At 62.2% G+C, this 13,980-nt stretch carries 15 protein-coding genes; 5 read left to right on the top strand and 10 right to left on the bottom strand.

Annotated elements, in window-relative coordinates; genetic code table 11:
* Positions 1-303: 303 nt before the first annotated feature.
* Positions 304-1,014: an anti-sigma factor gene (locus ACXYL9_RS05090; protein ID WP_459038500.1), complete on the bottom strand. Its 711-nt coding sequence runs from the start codon at positions 1,012-1,014 to the stop codon at positions 304-306.
* A complete protein-coding gene (locus ACXYL9_RS05085; RefSeq protein WP_459038499.1) occupies positions 1,011-1,550 on the bottom strand; it encodes a sigma-70 family RNA polymerase sigma factor in 540 nt (179 codons plus the stop codon). Before ACXYL9_RS05085 ends, ACXYL9_RS05090 begins: the two co-directional genes overlap by 4 nt.
* Before the next feature lie 28 nt (positions 1,551-1,578).
* On the opposite strand from ACXYL9_RS05085, the gene ACXYL9_RS05080 reads away from it, so the two are divergent.
* The 4 genes from ACXYL9_RS05080 (at position 1,579) to ACXYL9_RS05065 (ending at position 5,966) form a co-directional block, all read left to right on the top strand.
* On the top strand, positions 1,579-2,844 hold the full coding sequence (locus ACXYL9_RS05080; RefSeq protein WP_459038498.1) for a S8 family serine peptidase: 1,266 nt from the start codon (positions 1,579-1,581) through the stop codon (positions 2,842-2,844).
* A gap of 111 nt (positions 2,845-2,955) precedes the next feature.
* A complete protein-coding gene (locus ACXYL9_RS05075; protein ID WP_459038497.1) occupies positions 2,956-3,825 on the top strand; it encodes a hypothetical protein in 870 nt (289 codons plus the stop codon).
* A gap of 224 nt (positions 3,826-4,049) precedes the next feature.
* Complete coding sequence (gene putP, locus ACXYL9_RS05070; RefSeq protein WP_459038496.1) at positions 4,050-5,528, top strand: sodium/proline symporter PutP; 1,479 nt, start codon at positions 4,050-4,052, stop codon at positions 5,526-5,528.
* Positions 5,529-5,594: 66 nt separating this feature from the next.
* Positions 5,595-5,966, top strand: coding sequence for a VOC family protein (locus ACXYL9_RS05065; RefSeq protein ID WP_459038495.1), 372 nt, complete (start codon positions 5,595-5,597; stop codon positions 5,964-5,966).
* A gap of 10 nt (positions 5,967-5,976) precedes the next feature.
* Here ACXYL9_RS05065 and budC read toward each other — a convergent pair whose 3' ends face one another.
* Positions 5,977-6,756, bottom strand: a complete 780-nt coding sequence (budC, locus tag ACXYL9_RS05060; protein WP_459038494.1) for a meso-2,3-butanediol dehydrogenase — start codon at positions 6,754-6,756, stop codon at positions 5,977-5,979.
* A gap of 96 nt (positions 6,757-6,852) precedes the next feature.
* Here budC and ACXYL9_RS05055 point away from each other — a divergent pair, with 96 nt between their 5' ends.
* Positions 6,853-7,512 carry an extensin family protein gene (locus ACXYL9_RS05055; protein ID WP_459038493.1) on the top strand — a complete coding sequence of 220 codons (660 nt, stop codon included), beginning with the start codon at positions 6,853-6,855 and terminating at the stop codon, positions 7,510-7,512.
* 72 nt (positions 7,513-7,584) lie between these two features.
* Here the strand turns inward: ACXYL9_RS05055 and ACXYL9_RS05050 are convergent, their stop codons facing one another.
* The 7 genes from ACXYL9_RS05050 to ACXYL9_RS05020 all read right to left on the bottom strand — a co-directional run bounded on the left by ACXYL9_RS05050 (position 7,585) and on the right by ACXYL9_RS05020 (position 13,894).
* Complete coding sequence (locus ACXYL9_RS05050) at positions 7,585-8,205, bottom strand: response regulator transcription factor (protein ID WP_459038492.1); 621 nt, start codon at positions 8,203-8,205, stop codon at positions 7,585-7,587.
* Positions 8,206-8,386: 181 nt separating this feature from the next.
* On the bottom strand, positions 8,387-9,127 hold the full coding sequence (locus ACXYL9_RS05045) for a peptidase (protein WP_459038491.1): 741 nt from the start codon (positions 9,125-9,127) through the stop codon (positions 8,387-8,389).
* A gap of 40 nt (positions 9,128-9,167) precedes the next feature.
* Positions 9,168-9,986, bottom strand: coding sequence for a transglutaminase family protein (locus ACXYL9_RS05040; protein ID WP_459038490.1), 819 nt, complete (start codon positions 9,984-9,986; stop codon positions 9,168-9,170).
* The gene (locus ACXYL9_RS05035) at positions 9,986-10,930 is read right to left on the bottom strand and encodes an alpha-E domain-containing protein (RefSeq protein WP_459038489.1); all 945 of its coding nucleotides are present in this window, start codon (positions 10,928-10,930) and stop codon (positions 9,986-9,988) included. Before ACXYL9_RS05035 ends, ACXYL9_RS05040 begins: the two co-directional genes overlap by 1 nt.
* 13 nt (positions 10,931-10,943) lie before the next feature.
* Positions 10,944-12,371, bottom strand: coding sequence for a circularly permuted type 2 ATP-grasp protein (locus tag ACXYL9_RS05030; RefSeq protein WP_459038488.1), 1,428 nt, complete (start codon positions 12,369-12,371; stop codon positions 10,944-10,946).
* Positions 12,372-12,424: 53 nt separating this feature from the next.
* On the bottom strand, positions 12,425-13,204 hold the full coding sequence (locus tag ACXYL9_RS05025; protein ID WP_459038487.1) for an alpha/beta hydrolase: 780 nt from the start codon (positions 13,202-13,204) through the stop codon (positions 12,425-12,427).
* Positions 13,205-13,294: 90 nt separating this feature from the next.
* Positions 13,295-13,894, bottom strand: a complete 600-nt coding sequence (locus ACXYL9_RS05020; protein WP_459038486.1) for a DUF3617 domain-containing protein — start codon at positions 13,892-13,894, stop codon at positions 13,295-13,297.
* Between the last annotated feature and the right edge of the window lie 86 nt (positions 13,895-13,980).

Genomic DNA, 13,980 nt, shown 5'->3' with positions numbered 1-13,980 from the left:
CGGTGAATGGGTGGGCGCCAAAAATCACAGGCCAGCCACGATCCGCAACTGTGCCGAAATCTTCTTGATTGTTATCACTACGTCGTACCCGGCTCACTGATACGATAGCTGAGCAGATTTGATCATCTGGCGGCTATCCCTTTCAACGCGAACGATTTTCCTCGGGTCTCGACACGCGACAGCTTTACGGCCTCGCTTGGGGCAAGCCCTTCGGCATTGCCCCGTAGAGTGTCAACGGGCGATTGTGGAAAAACAGGAAATGGATCGTCCCAAAAACCCGTGGCGATTGCAGAACCGGGAGGTTTAGCGCCAGCCTTGCTTCTTCGCCGCTGCCTCGCCCTCGGCATCGAGCGCGCCGCCGGCGGCCATGTCCTGGGCGGCGGCCATAAGGTCGCTTTCGCTGCCAGCCTGACGAAACTCGGTGGTTTGCGCGCCATCAAGGCCGAACTGACTTTCCAGCTTCCAGCCAGTGTCGTCACGGCAGGCAATGCCGCCTGTTTCATCACCGCGAAAGGCGCGGCAGAACTGGCCTTCTGAATTCTCGAAGCTCAGCAGGATCCGCGTCTGGGCATCGCTGCCCTGCTCGGCCACAAGCTGCGTATCGAGCGCACTGGCCAGCTGCGTCTCGGCATAGCCTTCGGGTGCAACGCCCCCACCCTGCCAGGGTTGCCACAGCGCCAGCACCAGCGAAGCAGCCAGCGCCGGCCCGGCAAGCGGAGCCCAGCGGCGCACCACCGGAGCGAGACCGCGCTTCTGGCGGGCTGCTGCGAAACTGACGATTTCAGCGCTATCGGCGTCCGGCTGCGGGTGAAGCATCTCGGTCAGCCGGCTTGGCACCGGTTGGTCGAGCACCGGAGCGTAATGTGCACCCAGTTTGCCCTTCAGCGCGCGATGTGCCTGAACCTGCTTCGCCAAAGCGGGATCGGCGGCGATAGCCGCTTCGACATCCGCCAATTCCGCGCCCGCCAGTTGACCATCAGCATAAGCGGCGATCATTTCCTTCGACACACTCATGCCCCTTCCCCCAGAATATCAATCAGCGCGTCGCGCCCGCGCACCAGCCGCGAATTGAGCGTGCCGACCGGGCAGCCGACGATCTCGGCCGCCTCCTTGTAGGCATAGCCTTCGACCATCACCAACAGCACGGCTTCGCGCTGGTCGGGCGGCAATTGCTGCATTGCGCGGTCGACATTCGACAGTTCGACATGCGCCTCCTGCGCACCCTCGGCACCGATCGACAGGCCTGCGTCGGCGTCCACGAATGTTTGCGAGCGGCGGGCGCTGGCTCTTTTCTCGTCGATCAATATGTTGCGCATGATACGGTACATCCAGCTGTCGAGCCGGGTCCCCTCTTGCCATTGTTCGCGGCGGGTCAGGGCCCTCTCGATGGTCATCTGGCACAAATCGTCCCCATCGGCGGCCGAACCGGCAAGCCCGATGGCAAACCGCCGCAAACGCGGCAGCAGCGCGAGCACCTGCTGTTCGAAGCCTTGGGTCAGATTCCTTGCCTTTGCATGGATGAAACGATGCTGCCGGTCCGTTTCATCCATGCTTAATGCAAAAAAAGGCAATACGACAATGATGACACGGATCCTTCCCACCATGATGATGGCCCTGGCCTTGGTGTTGCCGCTGGCGAACCCGCTGTCGGCGCAGATCGGCCTGCCGCAGGTGCAAGTGCCCGAGGTTCCGGGGACCCTTGGCGGCGTTGCCGGACGGCTCGACTCCACGCTGGACCAGCTCGATACCAGTCTCCAGCGCGAGGCCCGGCGCCTCCTCCGCCTGCGCGAGCGGGCCACAGACCGCCTGTTGCGCCGCAATCGCGACCTGATCGAGCGTGATGCGCACGGCGAACTGGCGCGGCGCGGCGAACTGCTGGTTCAGGGTGCCCGGCCCGAAGCGCTCGAGATTCTTCGACATGCGGGATTCCCTGTCCTCTCGACCGAGACCATCGAGGGATTGGACCTGACAATAACCCGAATCGCAATCCCCGCCGGGCTCGATCTGGCTGCAGCGCAAACTCTGGCGAGCCAGCTGGCGCCGGGCGCAGATATCAGCGCCGACAATTTGCATTTTCGTTCAGGCGCAGCCGCACCGACCGTCACTGCTGCTGCCTTGCCGGTGGCACTGCAATCGGCGGCGGCTACAGTGAGCACCGAGGTTGGCATGATTGACGGCGCGCCGGGTCCAGCCATCGGCGTCAGCAGCCTGAAAGGCTTTGCCAAGGGCGCGCCGGTTGCTTCGAACCACGGCAGCGCGATTGCCTCGCTCCTCAAGGGTGCCGGCGTTGCCCGTGTGCGCGTGGCCGATGTCTATGGCACCGATCCTGCCGGGGGTAACGCTCTTGCCATTGCGCGTGGGCTCGGCTGGCTGACCGCGAGCGGCAGCAAGGTGGTCACGATCAGCCTGGTCGGCCCTCGCAATGCAGTTGTCGCCAACGCTATCGCCGCCGCCCGGCGCAAGGGCGTGGTGGTGGTCGCCGCCGTGGGCAATGACGGACCTGCTGCACCGCCCGCCTATCCTGCCTCCTACGAAGGGGTGGTCGCCATCACCGGGGTCGACGGACGCAATCGGGCCCTGATCGAGGCCGGGCGGGCCCTGCATCTTGACTATGCCGCTCCCGGTGCAGACGTCTATGCCCTCAACGCCAAGGGCAAGCGCAGCCGCTGGCGCGGCACCTCCTTCGCCACGCCACTGGCTGCTGCGCGGATCGCGGCCGCGATGGACGGGCGGGCGGACTGGCGCAGCGCTGTCGACAAGGAAGCGCGCGATCTTGGGGCCAAGGGTCCCGACAAGGTCTACGGCCGCGGTCTGCTTTGCGGCAACTGCGCTCGCACAAATTAGGTTTTTTTAAAAATTTTTGAGGCGGATGAATTAAACCGCGAGGTCCACCCGTTTTCCTTTTGAGCAAGCCAGAGATTTCCGGCTCGCGTCAATGACCGAAAGGAAACGGACATGAAAAAGCTTATTCTCACTGCAAGTGCCATCGCATTGTTCCCGGTTGCGGCCCACGCCCAGCTGCTGGGCGGACTTGGCGGCGGCCTCGGCGGAAATGTCGGTGGTTCGATCAACTCGACCGTCAATTCCACCATCGGTGGCACCATCAACTCCACTACCCGTACCGTGCGCGGCGCGGTCGACGGCTCGGCCTCGACCTCAGGTGACCAGTCGGTCAATGCCCGCGAAGGCAGCGTCTCGGCCAATCGCAGCGCCGAAGGCTCGCTGACCGGTTCGACCGCCAGCCTCGCCGACCTCGTGGTTCCGACGATGGCATCGGGTTCGGCCAGCGGCCAGGGCTCGGCCAATGGTAATGCGAACGCCCAGCTGATCGGCACCGATGCCGTTACGGGTGCAATCGCTCCGGTAGCTGGCCAAGCCACTTCGGTTGCCGGTTCGGCAACCGCCACCGCTACCGGCACGGCTCGCGCTGCTGCCAACAGCGCCGCCACGTCGGGCGTTCCCGCACTCGGCAGCGCCAGCGCCAATGGCCAGGGTTCGGCAAGCGGCAACGGCTCGCTGACAGGCGGCGCCCTTGCAACACCGCTCGCCGTCGCTGGCAGCGCCGCCGGTAACGCTTCCGGCGCTGCCACGGTTGCTCCGGGTATGCCGGTGACGACGCCCGAGGGCGCTTCGCTGGGGCAGGTCAGCCAGATCGTCGCCGACGGGCGTGGCCAGGTCCAGCAGGTTGTCGTGACGCAGGGCAAGGTCAGCCGCACCCTCCCGGCCGGCATGTTCAGCGCCAACGGTAACGCCCTTGTCGCCGGCAGCGCCAGTGGTGCGGCCAGCGCCGAACGCGCTCGCCCCGCAGGTGTCGACGCGCAGTAAGCGCATCTTCTCCCCGGGCTTGCTAACTCCTTCCACCAAGCGCAAGCCCAACCGAGAGGCGGGTCCTGGCAACAGGGCCCGCCTCTTCTTTGCGTGAAATTCGTTGCTGCCTTGGACACTTGGCAGAAATATCCCTGCAGAATCCGGCGTGATCCATGTGCCATAATTGCGAATTCATGCGACCCTGTAGTCAAGCGGTATCTGCCCTGTTACTCGCTTGCACCATGCAGACCGGAACACTGATCTCTCTCACGCTATATTTCATTCTCATGCTCGGCATCGGGCTCTATGCCTGGCGCAAGTCGACCGACGACAGCGAAGGATATCTACTCGGTGGACGCAATCTGCACCCTGCGGTCGCAGCATTGTCCGCCGGCGCTTCCGACATGTCGGGCTGGCTGCTGCTGGGCCTGCCAGGCGCACTCTATGCCGCCGGCCTGGTCGAGGCATGGATCGGGATCGGGCTGTTTGTCGGCGCGTTCGCAAACTGGATTATTGTTGCTCCGCGCCTGCGCGCACAGACCGAAAAGCTGGGCAATGCGCTGACCATCCCCGAATTTCTCGCCAATCGTTTTCCTGACAAGGCGGTTGCCCTCCGCGTCATCAGCGCGATCATTATCGTCGCCTTCTTCAGCGTCTACACCGCAGCCGGACTGGTCGGCGGTGGCAAGCTGTTCGAGACCAGTTTTGCGAGCCTGTTCGGCGATATCGGGATGAGCGACTATGCCCTGGGCATCTGGCTGACCGCCGGCGTGGTTCTGGCCTACACCATGGTCGGAGGGTTCCTCGCAGTCAGCCTGACAGACTTTGTGCAAGGTTGCATCATGGTCGTCGCGCTGGTGCTGATGCCGCTGGTGGTGATGTTCGGCGAAGGGGGAAGTGCCGGACAGTCGCTAAATGACGTACAACCCGGCTTCCTCAGCCTGTTCGGCGGCCTGACCTTCATTGGCTTCCTCAGCGCGGTGACCTGGGGGCTGGGCTATTTCGGCCAGCCGCATATCATCGTACGTTTCATGGCGGTACGCAGCGTGGAATCGGTCCGCGCAGCACGCAATATCGGCATGACATGGATGGGTGTGGCGCTGCTGGGCGCGCTGGGTGTCGGCATTGCCGGCCGTGCCTATGTCGAGCGCAATGGACTGGTGGTGGAAGATCCCGAAACCATATTCATCGTCCTGGCCGACCTGTTGTTCCACCCACTCATCACCGGCTTCCTGCTGGCAGCCCTGCTGGCGGCGATTATGTCGACCATCAGCTCGCAATTGCTGGTCGCCTCCAGTTCGCTGACCGAGGATTTCTACCGCCTGTTCCTGCGCAAGAACGCCAGCGAGCGCGAGAGCGTGAATGTCGGGCGGGTGTGCGTCCTGCTGGTGGCGCTGGTGGCGATATTCATCGCCCGCGATCCCGAAAGCCAGGTTCTGGGCCTTGTTGCCAATGCCTGGGCCGGGTTTGGCGCTGCCTTCGGGCCGCTCATTATCCTGTCGCTGACATGGAGCCGGATGACCGGCGCCGGCGCACTGGCTGGCCTTGTTACCGGGGCTGTAGTCGTCGTCGCGTGGATCACGCTCGGCTGGAACGGAGCCTTCCTTGGCGGACCAGGTGTTTACGAGATTATCCCCGGCTTCGCGACCGCATGGCTGGCGATCTGGCTGGTCTCGCTCGCGACCGCTGGTACCGCCGAAAAACGCGCCACTGCCAGCTAAACTGTCGCCCCTGTTCCCCGCCCTTCCCCTCGGCTAGGATTGCCTGCGCAAGAGGAGAAGGACGGGATGGCCAAAGTGACCGGACTGGGCGGCGTGTTCTACGTTGTGAAAGACCCCGAAGCGACGCGAGCATGGTATCGCGACACGCTGGGGATAGACGGCGAGTATGGGCCACAGCTCGACTGGTCGGAGGAGACCGGCGACAAGCCTTATTCGCTCATCAGCCACTTCAAGAACGACAACTATTTGAAGCCGGGACGCGGCGAATTCATGATCAACCTGCGCGTCGACGACCTCGACGGCATGGTCGCCCAATTGAAAGCCAAGGGCGTCGAAGTGCTCGACAGCACGGACGAGGGCTATGGCAAGTTCGCCTGGTTGCTCGACCCGGACGGGATCAAGATCGAGCTGTGGCAACAGGTCGAAGCGCCCGGCTGACGCTGAGCTGTCAGCCCCCCATTTCGGCTGCGAAATTAGGTTGGCCGTTCGACGCGCTTACACCGCCATCGACCGGCAGGTTGACCCCGGTAACGAAGCGCGCCTCGTCGGAGGACAGGAATAGCGTCGGTCCCGCGATATCCTCCGGCTCGGCCACCCGGCCCAGCGGCAGGCGCTTAAGTGCTGCCTTCACCAGCGCCTCGTTGCTGGTGATTGCATCGGTCATGTCTGACCGCGTGATGCTGGGGTTGATCGCGTTGACGCGGATACCCTTGCGGCCCAGCTGCAGCGCCAGGCTGCGGGTGAGATTGGACACTGCGCCCTTGGATGCGTTGTAAACCGGCAGGTCCCAGTCGCCCCCCAGTCCCGAAACGCTCGAGATAATGGTGATCGAGCCCTTAGTCTTGGCCAGTTCCCCTATCGCCTCGCGGCACAAGTAAATCACGCCCTTGACGTTGATGTCGATGACGCGGTCGATCTGTTCGTCGGGAGTCTTCTCCAAGGGGCCCGAATAGGCAACGCCGGCATTGCAGATCAGCGTATCGAGCCCCCCGAAGCGCTCGACGGTGCTGGCAATCAGTTCGCCCACGAACTTCGAGCTCGATACGTCGCCTGCCACCACCAGCGTCCGTTCGGCATCGAAGTCTGCGGCAACTTTTTCGCAATCGGCCTGGTTGCGACTGTTGAGCACGACATTGGCACCTTCGGCGGCAAATGCACGAGCGATTCCCTCGCCGATTCCGCCCGATGAGCCGGTAACGATCACTGTCTTGCCGGAAAAGCGCTGCATGATGTTCTCCTGATGCGGCCTGTTAAAATGCGACTTATGTCCCCGGCCTACCGCCAAATTAGGACGGTGTTAACTACGAAGGGGCAAAGTTGCCCTATGCGTCATGCTCTCGTCGTCATGCTCGGGCTGGCCCTGGGTGCCTGTAATATCCTTCCTTCGGGCAACGGATCGCAAGCGCGCGCGCCCATGCCCGACCAGGTGATCACCAGGAGTCCCGTTGGCCAGCAGTGCCTCGCCAAGCTGGGCGAAACCGGTTCGCGGTTCAACGCGCTACCCGACAAATACTACGGGGCTGGCTGTTCGGCGCTCAATGCCGTGCAGGTCGAGGCCCTTGGGGGTGACCGCAGCAACCTCGATATCGTTAATCTCGGGCCGGTGACCTGTCCCACGGCCGAAGCCCTCAGCGGCTGGGCGCGTTTTGGCGTCGATCGTGCAGCGCGGCAGATTCTCGGCAGTCCGCTTAGCCGGATCGAGACCATGGGCAGCTATTCCTGCCGCAATATCGCCGGCAGTTCGCGCCGTTCGGCCCATTCTCGGGCCGAGGCGATCGATATCGCCGCCTTCGTGCTGGAAGACGGGCGACGGATCAGTGTACTGGCGGATTGGGATGGCAGCGGCCGCGCCGAACGCGAATTCCTGCGCACAATCCAGCGCAGCGCCTGCAAGCGGTTCGGCACCGTGCTTGGTCCTGAATATAATTCGGCGCATCGGGACCACTTCCATCTCGAATGGGGCGAAGGAAGCTTTTGTCGGTGAATGTCCCCGTGGGCGTAGCTGCAGCAGTGTAATGCACTACTCAACCGCAAGGTCGCGCGATGGGTCGGGTCGTCAGGACGTGAGGTCGGGCTCCATGCGTGCCTCCATACGCAGCCGCACCGCTTCGGCAGCGTGGCGCGCGCCCAGCTTGGTCATCATGTTGGCGCGATGAATCTCGACCGTCCTCGGGCTGATCTCCAGTTCGCGCGCGATCACCTTGTTGCTGCTACCCTCGATCAGCCATTCTAGGACTTCGCGTTCGCGGTCGGACAAGGATGCGATACGGTCGCGTGCCGTGACCATCCGTCGCCGCTCGGCCACCTGGTTGCGCGCTTCTTCGGCAATCCGCTGCAGAATGGCAGACAGGCGATCTGGTTCGATCGGCAAGGGAAGAAAATCGAGCGCACCGCCTTTGATCGCGGCGACGATACGGTCAGTGTCGGGATCCTCTCCGGTTGCGACTACCGGCAGCCACACGCCGAGGGCCGTAATCTGCTCGATGAAGATATCTATTCCGTCGGGGCTGCTATCGTCGCGCGCAAGCAGGATTCCCTCGCGCGGTTGGTGCTCGGCCAGTTCCTCGACCGAACCGTATACTTCTGCATGATGACCGAGCGCGAATGCCGCTCGAGCCAGCTCTGCGCGGGAACGGCTGTCGCCATCGATGCAGTGGAGTGTCAATCGTTCGTCCATGGCCGTCATAATGACGCCGACGCAGGGACTTATGTATCCGGATTAATACCAAAATGAATGTAATCATCGGGTAAGGTCTTGGAATCGCCGAGCCCTGCTGGAAAATTACTTTCAAAATGGTGGCTGTTTACGCAAATTCCACTCGGTAATTCGACTTAGGCAAACTGCCTTAGTCAAAAACCTAGTCGTCCATCGTGTATTTGGGCAGCGATTCAAACGCGCTTTTGAGGGCATTCCCCCAACTCGACGAAATCGACTGGAAATAGGGATCGTCGCGCGTCACGCGAGCGGTATAGGCCGGCTCGTAGCGATCGCGTTCAAGCACCATCAGGTCCAGCGGCATCCCGACCGACAGATTGGCCTTGAGGGTGGAATCGAACGAAACCATCAGCAATTTGATAGCTTCCTCGAAGCTCATTCCCCGGTCATAGGCGCGCAGGATGATCGGGCGGCCATATTTGAGCTCGCCGATCTGGAAGAACGGGGTGTCGCTGCTGGCTTCGATGAAATTGCCTTCGGGGTAGATCATGAACAGCCGCGGCTCCATCCCGGCGATCTGGCCAGCAAGTATAATCGAAGCGGTGAACCGCTTGCGCCCGGTGTCATTATTGGCCCGCTGTCGCTGGTCGATCGTCTCGCGAAGCAGCCGCCCGATCTCACTGGCGACAGTGAACATGGTCGGCGCTTCCAGCAGAGAATTCGCACGATCGTCGGGTATCTTTGTGCGTTCTTCCAACTGGCTGACGACCGCCTGCGTGGTGGCAAGGTTGCCCGCGGTCATCACGGTGATGATCCGCTCGCCCGGTACATTCCAGCGAAACATCTTGGGAAATGTCGAAATGTTGTCGACGCCCGAATTGGTGCGGGTGTCGCTCATCAACACCAGCCCCTTTTCGAGCATCATGCCAACACAATAGGTCATATTCTGAATTCCTTTGGGGGCACGCTCATGCGGCCGCCCTCTACTGCTGTTCCGAATGTTGTTCCACAGCCACCTGCACGTCCATGTCTTGCGTGCGGCCACCAACGCTGATGCCGGTGATGGGGGCGGCATCGCGATAGTCGCGGCCCGTCGCCACCCGAATATACCGGGGGTCAGGGCTGATGCCGTTGGAAATATCGAACCCGACCCAGCCCAGTCCGTCGACATGCGCCTCAGCCCAGGCATGGGTTGCATCCTGCTCGATGCGGTCATTCATCATCAGGTACCCGCTGACATAGCGTGCCGGAATGTCATTTTCGCGAGCGGCCGAAATGAACACATGGGCATGGTCTTGGCAGACTCCGCCGCCCTGGACGATGGCCTCTTCGGCTGTGGTGCTCACACCGGTCTCACCGATGCGATATTCGATGGTGTCACGAATTGCCGATGACAGGCGGTGAAGGAACTCGATTGGAGACTCGCGCTCGTTGCGGGCCTGGTCACGCAAGAAGCCTTTCAAGGCCGGTCCCGGGCGGGTCAGCTTGGTCTGCCCCATGAAGCTCCACAACGGGAGATGACCGGCATGGCGACCAATCACGCCGGCGTTGTCGCGCGTGTCTACCTCGCCAAAACATTCCACCACCACGTATCGCGCATTTTCCTCGACCGAGACCAGAGTGACCGCATTGTGGTGCTGATCCTCGTACGCCAGTTCCTCGTGCGCGTTTTCAAACCGCATCTGCCATTCGATGATTTCCTGGCCCTGCGTCGACTTGGGCGTCAGGCGCAGGCGCTGCAATCCGTGCAGGGCCGGCTCTGCGAAATTGTAGCGGGTGGTATGGCGCACTGTCAGTCGCATCAGACGAGGAACCTGTAATCTTGGCCGATCGCCTCGGCTATGCGGATATTGGACTGTTTGAAGTCGACCAGGAACTGGTGCAGCCCCTGGTCGAAGATGTCCTCCACCGTCAACTCCGCCAGCCGCATGTCCGCTTGCCGCATCAGCGCGTTGGACTGGCCCTCGGTCTTGTGGATCCGAGCGAGCGCCGCCAGCTCCTGCCGCAAGGCATCGTGGCAGAAGGCCAGGCTGCGGGGAAACCGCTCGTCCAGAACGAGGAAGTCGACAATGCTGCGGGCATCGATCCTTCCGGCATGGAGCCAGCTGAACACCCGGTCGCCGGCCACCGAACGCAGCACGTTCTCCCACTGCCCGGTATCGAGGCTCGACCCGACATAGGACAGCGACGGCAGCAGCAGGTAGTATTTGATATCCAGGATGCGGCCAGTGCTGTCGGCCCGTTCGAGAAAGGTACCGGCGCGGGCGAAATGGAAACCTTCGTCGCGCAACATCGAACCGACCATGGCCCCATGCGCCAGCGTGCCCGCACGCCGGATCGAACCGAGCACCCGGCCAACCTGTCCCTGGCTTACGGGCTTGGCCAGCATGTCACGGATTTCCATCCAGCTTTCATTGATGACGGTCCACAATTCCTCGCTGATGGCGTTTCGCGCGGCGCGTGCATTGGTCCGCACCGCGTCGAGCATGTCCATAACGCTCAACGGGTTGCCGGAATCGCGGAGGATGAAATTCCAGGCCTGAACGCCTGTATAGGTGGCGTTCTGGCGCTCGAAATCCTCGCGTCGGCCTGCGGCTTCGATGACCGAGCGCCACTCCCCCTCCGCCGTCGCCAGGTCACGGGTAAGCGCCATGCGGAAACCGGCTTCGAGCAGGCGCGCGGTATTTTCCGCCCGCTCGAGATAGCGGAACATCCAAAACAGGCTGTTTGCTGTCCGGCCTAGCATGAGGGTCCCTTCGTCATTCCTTGAGCACCCAGGTATCCTTGGTCCCGCCGCCTTGGCTCGAGTTGACCACCAACGAACCTTTCTTGAGTGCGACCCTTGTCAGCCCCCCGGGGGTGATCTCGATCCCGTCGGGATTGACCAGCACATATGGGCGCAGGTCGACATGGCGGGGCGCCAGCCCCTTCTTGGTGAAAATCGGACAGGTCGATAGCGCCAGGGTGGGTTGTGCGATGTAGTTCGTCGGATTGGATGCCAACTTCTTGCGGAATTCGGCAATCTCGCGCTTCGAGGCGGTCGGGCCGATCAGCATTCCATAACCGCCCGATCCATGCACTTCCTTGACCACCAGCTCCTCGAGATTGTCGAGCACATATTTGAGGCTGTCGTCATCGGCGCATCGCCACGTCTCGACATTGGGCAGCAGCGGTTTCTCGCCGGTATAGAATTCGACGATTTCGGGCATGAAACTGTAGATTGCCTTGTCGTCGCAAATGCCGGCACCCGGGGCATTGGCAATGGTGATGCGGCCGGCCCGATAGACATCCATGATCCCCGGCACGCCCAGCATGCTGTCGGGATTGAAGGTCAGCGGATCGAGAAATTCATCATCGACGCGGCGATAGATGACATCGACCGGCCGATACCCGGCGGTGCAACGCATCTGCACCCGTCCGTCGATCACCCGCAGATCGCTGCCTTCGACCAGTTCGGCGCCCATTTGGTCGGCGAGGAAAGAATGTTCGAAATAGGCGCTGTTATAGATCCCCGGCGTCATCACCGCGACGACCGGCTTGCCGCCAGTGCCCTCCGGCGCGCAGGCGGCGAGGCTCTTGGCCAGCCGACGAGGATAGTTGGAAACGCCTTCGACCCCGACCTGCGTGAACAGCTCTGGGAACATGCTCATCATCGTTTCGCGGTTTTCCAGCATGTAGGAGACGCCGGACGGCGTGCGGGCATTGTCCTCCAGCACGTAGAAGTCGTCAGGCCCGGTCCGCACCAGGTCGATACCGACGATGTGGGTATAGACCCCGCCAGGTGGGGTAAAGCCGACCATTTCCGGCAGCCACGCTGCATTGTTGCGAAACAGCCGCTCGGGCAGTCGACCCGCGCGGATAATTTCCTGCTTGTGATAAAGATCGTAGAGGAAGGCATTGAGCGCGGACACGCGCTGTTCGATCCCGCGGCTGAGACGGCGCCATTCGGCTGCCGTAATGATGCGTGGGACCATGTCGAACGGGATCAACCGCTCCTCGGCCTTGTCTTCGCCATAGACATTGAAGGTGATGCCGGTGCTGCGAAATTGCCCCTCTGCCTCGAGGTGCTTGCGCCGCAGGAAGCCGTTATCCTGTTGCTGGAACCACGTGTCGTAGTCACGATACGCCTCGCGGATCGCGCCTGTCTCGTCCTCGCGCTCGTCGAAATAGCTACCGGAAGTGCTCATCGGTCCCCTGTCCAGAAGCACAACCTACAGTCATGCCCCGCCCTAACAAGGGTTCAATCGCCTACAGGTTCCCCGTCAATCTCGCGTGCGACGGTTTCGATGCTTTCGCGGGAGTCAGCAAAGCCCATGTGGCCGCAACGCAAGGCGATCGCCCGATCGCGCTCGCCAGGCTTGCCGCAGGCCGCACGCGGATGGACCACGCCATCATTGGAACTCCACAGCGCCACGGTCTCGACCGGCGGTTTGGCTGCCAGGTCCCCTCCCACTGGCGGCTTGTCGACCCTGTGGCCGGCAATGAATTGATACAGCCGCCAGGCATGATTGGCGCGTGGCGAATAGGAAAACGGAGTGCCCATGGTAATGACCTTGGCCACGGCGGCGGGATGCTTTCTCGCCAGTTCGCGTGCAAACAGCCCACCCAGGCTCCAGCCGACCAACACCACCGGACCGCCGCAGCGCCGATCGAGATCGAGAAGGCGATCCTCCAGCAGGGTGAACATCTCCGTCGTTGCGCCCCAATTGTATCCCTGCCCCCAGCGTTTGACGGTGTGTCCCGCCTCCTCCAGAGTTTCAGCGAAATAGCGCATGCGCGAAGGGTGGGTGGCAAAGCCGGGCAACAGCATCACGCAACGCGGATTGGCTGCCTTGGGCAGCTGCAACCGACCGCGAAACAGCCGCGAGAGACGTGGCCTGGGTGAAAAAGTCGAAAATATCTCCGCAGCAAACAGCCGCAGGCCGGGTGTGGGGATGCCTTCCGGCGCCGCTTCACGAGCCAGTTCGAACCGCCGCACGAGTTCCGCCCGCTCCAGTGGAACGGGCAGTATCGAGGTCATGGGTGCGCGCGCGGCCATCTTTTTTTACACCATAGGCTAAAACCTATGAATGCGGCGCTAACGATAGCGTTCCGCGCTTCGAGCGGGCGTTCAGGGCGCGGGTGGCGCTACTTCCGGGCCGTTGGCAGCGTCGCTGCACTCGCCCACTCGTTCGGAAGAAAAGCGCAACCGCATCGCCATGGTACCACCGGCGATGATCCGGCTACTGGCTTCGGTATCCATCGTCATGTCGAAACCCTCGCGCGATGTTTCGCCGGCGAAAACCACCGCTGCGGTTGCATCGAGCGGCCCGGTGCAGGTCATTTTCGCGTTGAACCGAGGTGCATCGGCATCGAAGCGGATAAAGCCGCAATCGAGACCGTTCCGCATCTCGGCGAATTCGCGCAGCAGGGGTTCGAAACCCTTGTCGGCGTCATCCTTGGTCACGCAGCGCTGGCTGGTCGATTTCTGCACTCCGCCGCTCTGTTCGCGCAGGCGATCGGCCACGGCCGGCGGCGCCCCGGTCACTTCGAACCGGACAAGCTCGGTGGTCACGGCATAGAGGCCGGGTGCCGGATCCTCCAACTTGCCGGACCGCGCCAGGACATCCTCGTCCGCGATCCGCTCCTCGCTGCAGGAAGCGAGCGCGATCGCCGCGATAGCGCCCACAGTAAAACCCGCCATCCGCCCAGTGCGACGTTTGCCAATCATGTCTGATCCTTATTTGCGACCGCCGGATCCTGGCCATCCTGGCTTGTGCGAACGGTATCGCCGCACGCAGCACTTCACAATGCCCT

Source organism: Qipengyuania sp. CAU 1752, assembly GCF_054482615.1.
This window is presented reverse-complemented; position numbering and strand designations above follow the sequence as displayed.

Excerpts from the sequence above, each read along its gene's own strand:
- ACXYL9_RS05090 (WP_459038500.1), bottom strand. The coding sequence starts at position 1,014 with ATGAGTGTGTCGAAGGAAATGATCGCCGCTTATGCTGATGGTCAACTG.
- ACXYL9_RS05040 (WP_459038490.1), bottom strand. The coding sequence starts at position 9,986 with ATGCGACTGACAGTGCGCCATACCACCCGCTACAATTTCGCAGAGCCG.
- ACXYL9_RS05050 (WP_459038492.1), bottom strand. The coding sequence starts at position 8,205 with ATGGACGAACGATTGACACTCCACTGCATCGATGGCGACAGCCGTTCC.
- ACXYL9_RS05035 (WP_459038489.1), bottom strand. The coding sequence starts at position 10,930 with ATGCTAGGCCGGACAGCAAACAGCCTGTTTTGGATGTTCCGCTATCTC.
- ACXYL9_RS05020 (WP_459038486.1), bottom strand. The coding sequence starts at position 13,894 with ATGATTGGCAAACGTCGCACTGGGCGGATGGCGGGTTTTACTGTGGGC.
- ACXYL9_RS05065 (WP_459038495.1), top strand. The coding sequence starts at position 5,595 with ATGGCCAAAGTGACCGGACTGGGCGGCGTGTTCTACGTTGTGAAAGAC.
- ACXYL9_RS05080 (WP_459038498.1), top strand. The coding sequence starts at position 1,579 with ATGATGACACGGATCCTTCCCACCATGATGATGGCCCTGGCCTTGGTG.
- ACXYL9_RS05085 (WP_459038499.1), bottom strand. The coding sequence starts at position 1,550 with ATGGATGAAACGGACCGGCAGCATCGTTTCATCCATGCAAAGGCAAGG.
- putP (WP_459038496.1), top strand. The coding sequence starts at position 4,050 with ATGCAGACCGGAACACTGATCTCTCTCACGCTATATTTCATTCTCATG.
- ACXYL9_RS05045 (WP_459038491.1), bottom strand. The coding sequence starts at position 9,127 with ATGACCTATTGTGTTGGCATGATGCTCGAAAAGGGGCTGGTGTTGATG.
- ACXYL9_RS05075 (WP_459038497.1), top strand. The coding sequence starts at position 2,956 with ATGAAAAAGCTTATTCTCACTGCAAGTGCCATCGCATTGTTCCCGGTT.
- ACXYL9_RS05025 (WP_459038487.1), bottom strand. The coding sequence starts at position 13,204 with ATGACCTCGATACTGCCCGTTCCACTGGAGCGGGCGGAACTCGTGCGG.
- budC (WP_459038494.1), bottom strand. The coding sequence starts at position 6,756 with ATGCAGCGCTTTTCCGGCAAGACAGTGATCGTTACCGGCTCATCGGGC.
- ACXYL9_RS05055 (WP_459038493.1), top strand. The coding sequence starts at position 6,853 with ATGCGTCATGCTCTCGTCGTCATGCTCGGGCTGGCCCTGGGTGCCTGT.
- ACXYL9_RS05030 (WP_459038488.1), bottom strand. The coding sequence starts at position 12,371 with ATGAGCACTTCCGGTAGCTATTTCGACGAGCGCGAGGACGAGACAGGC.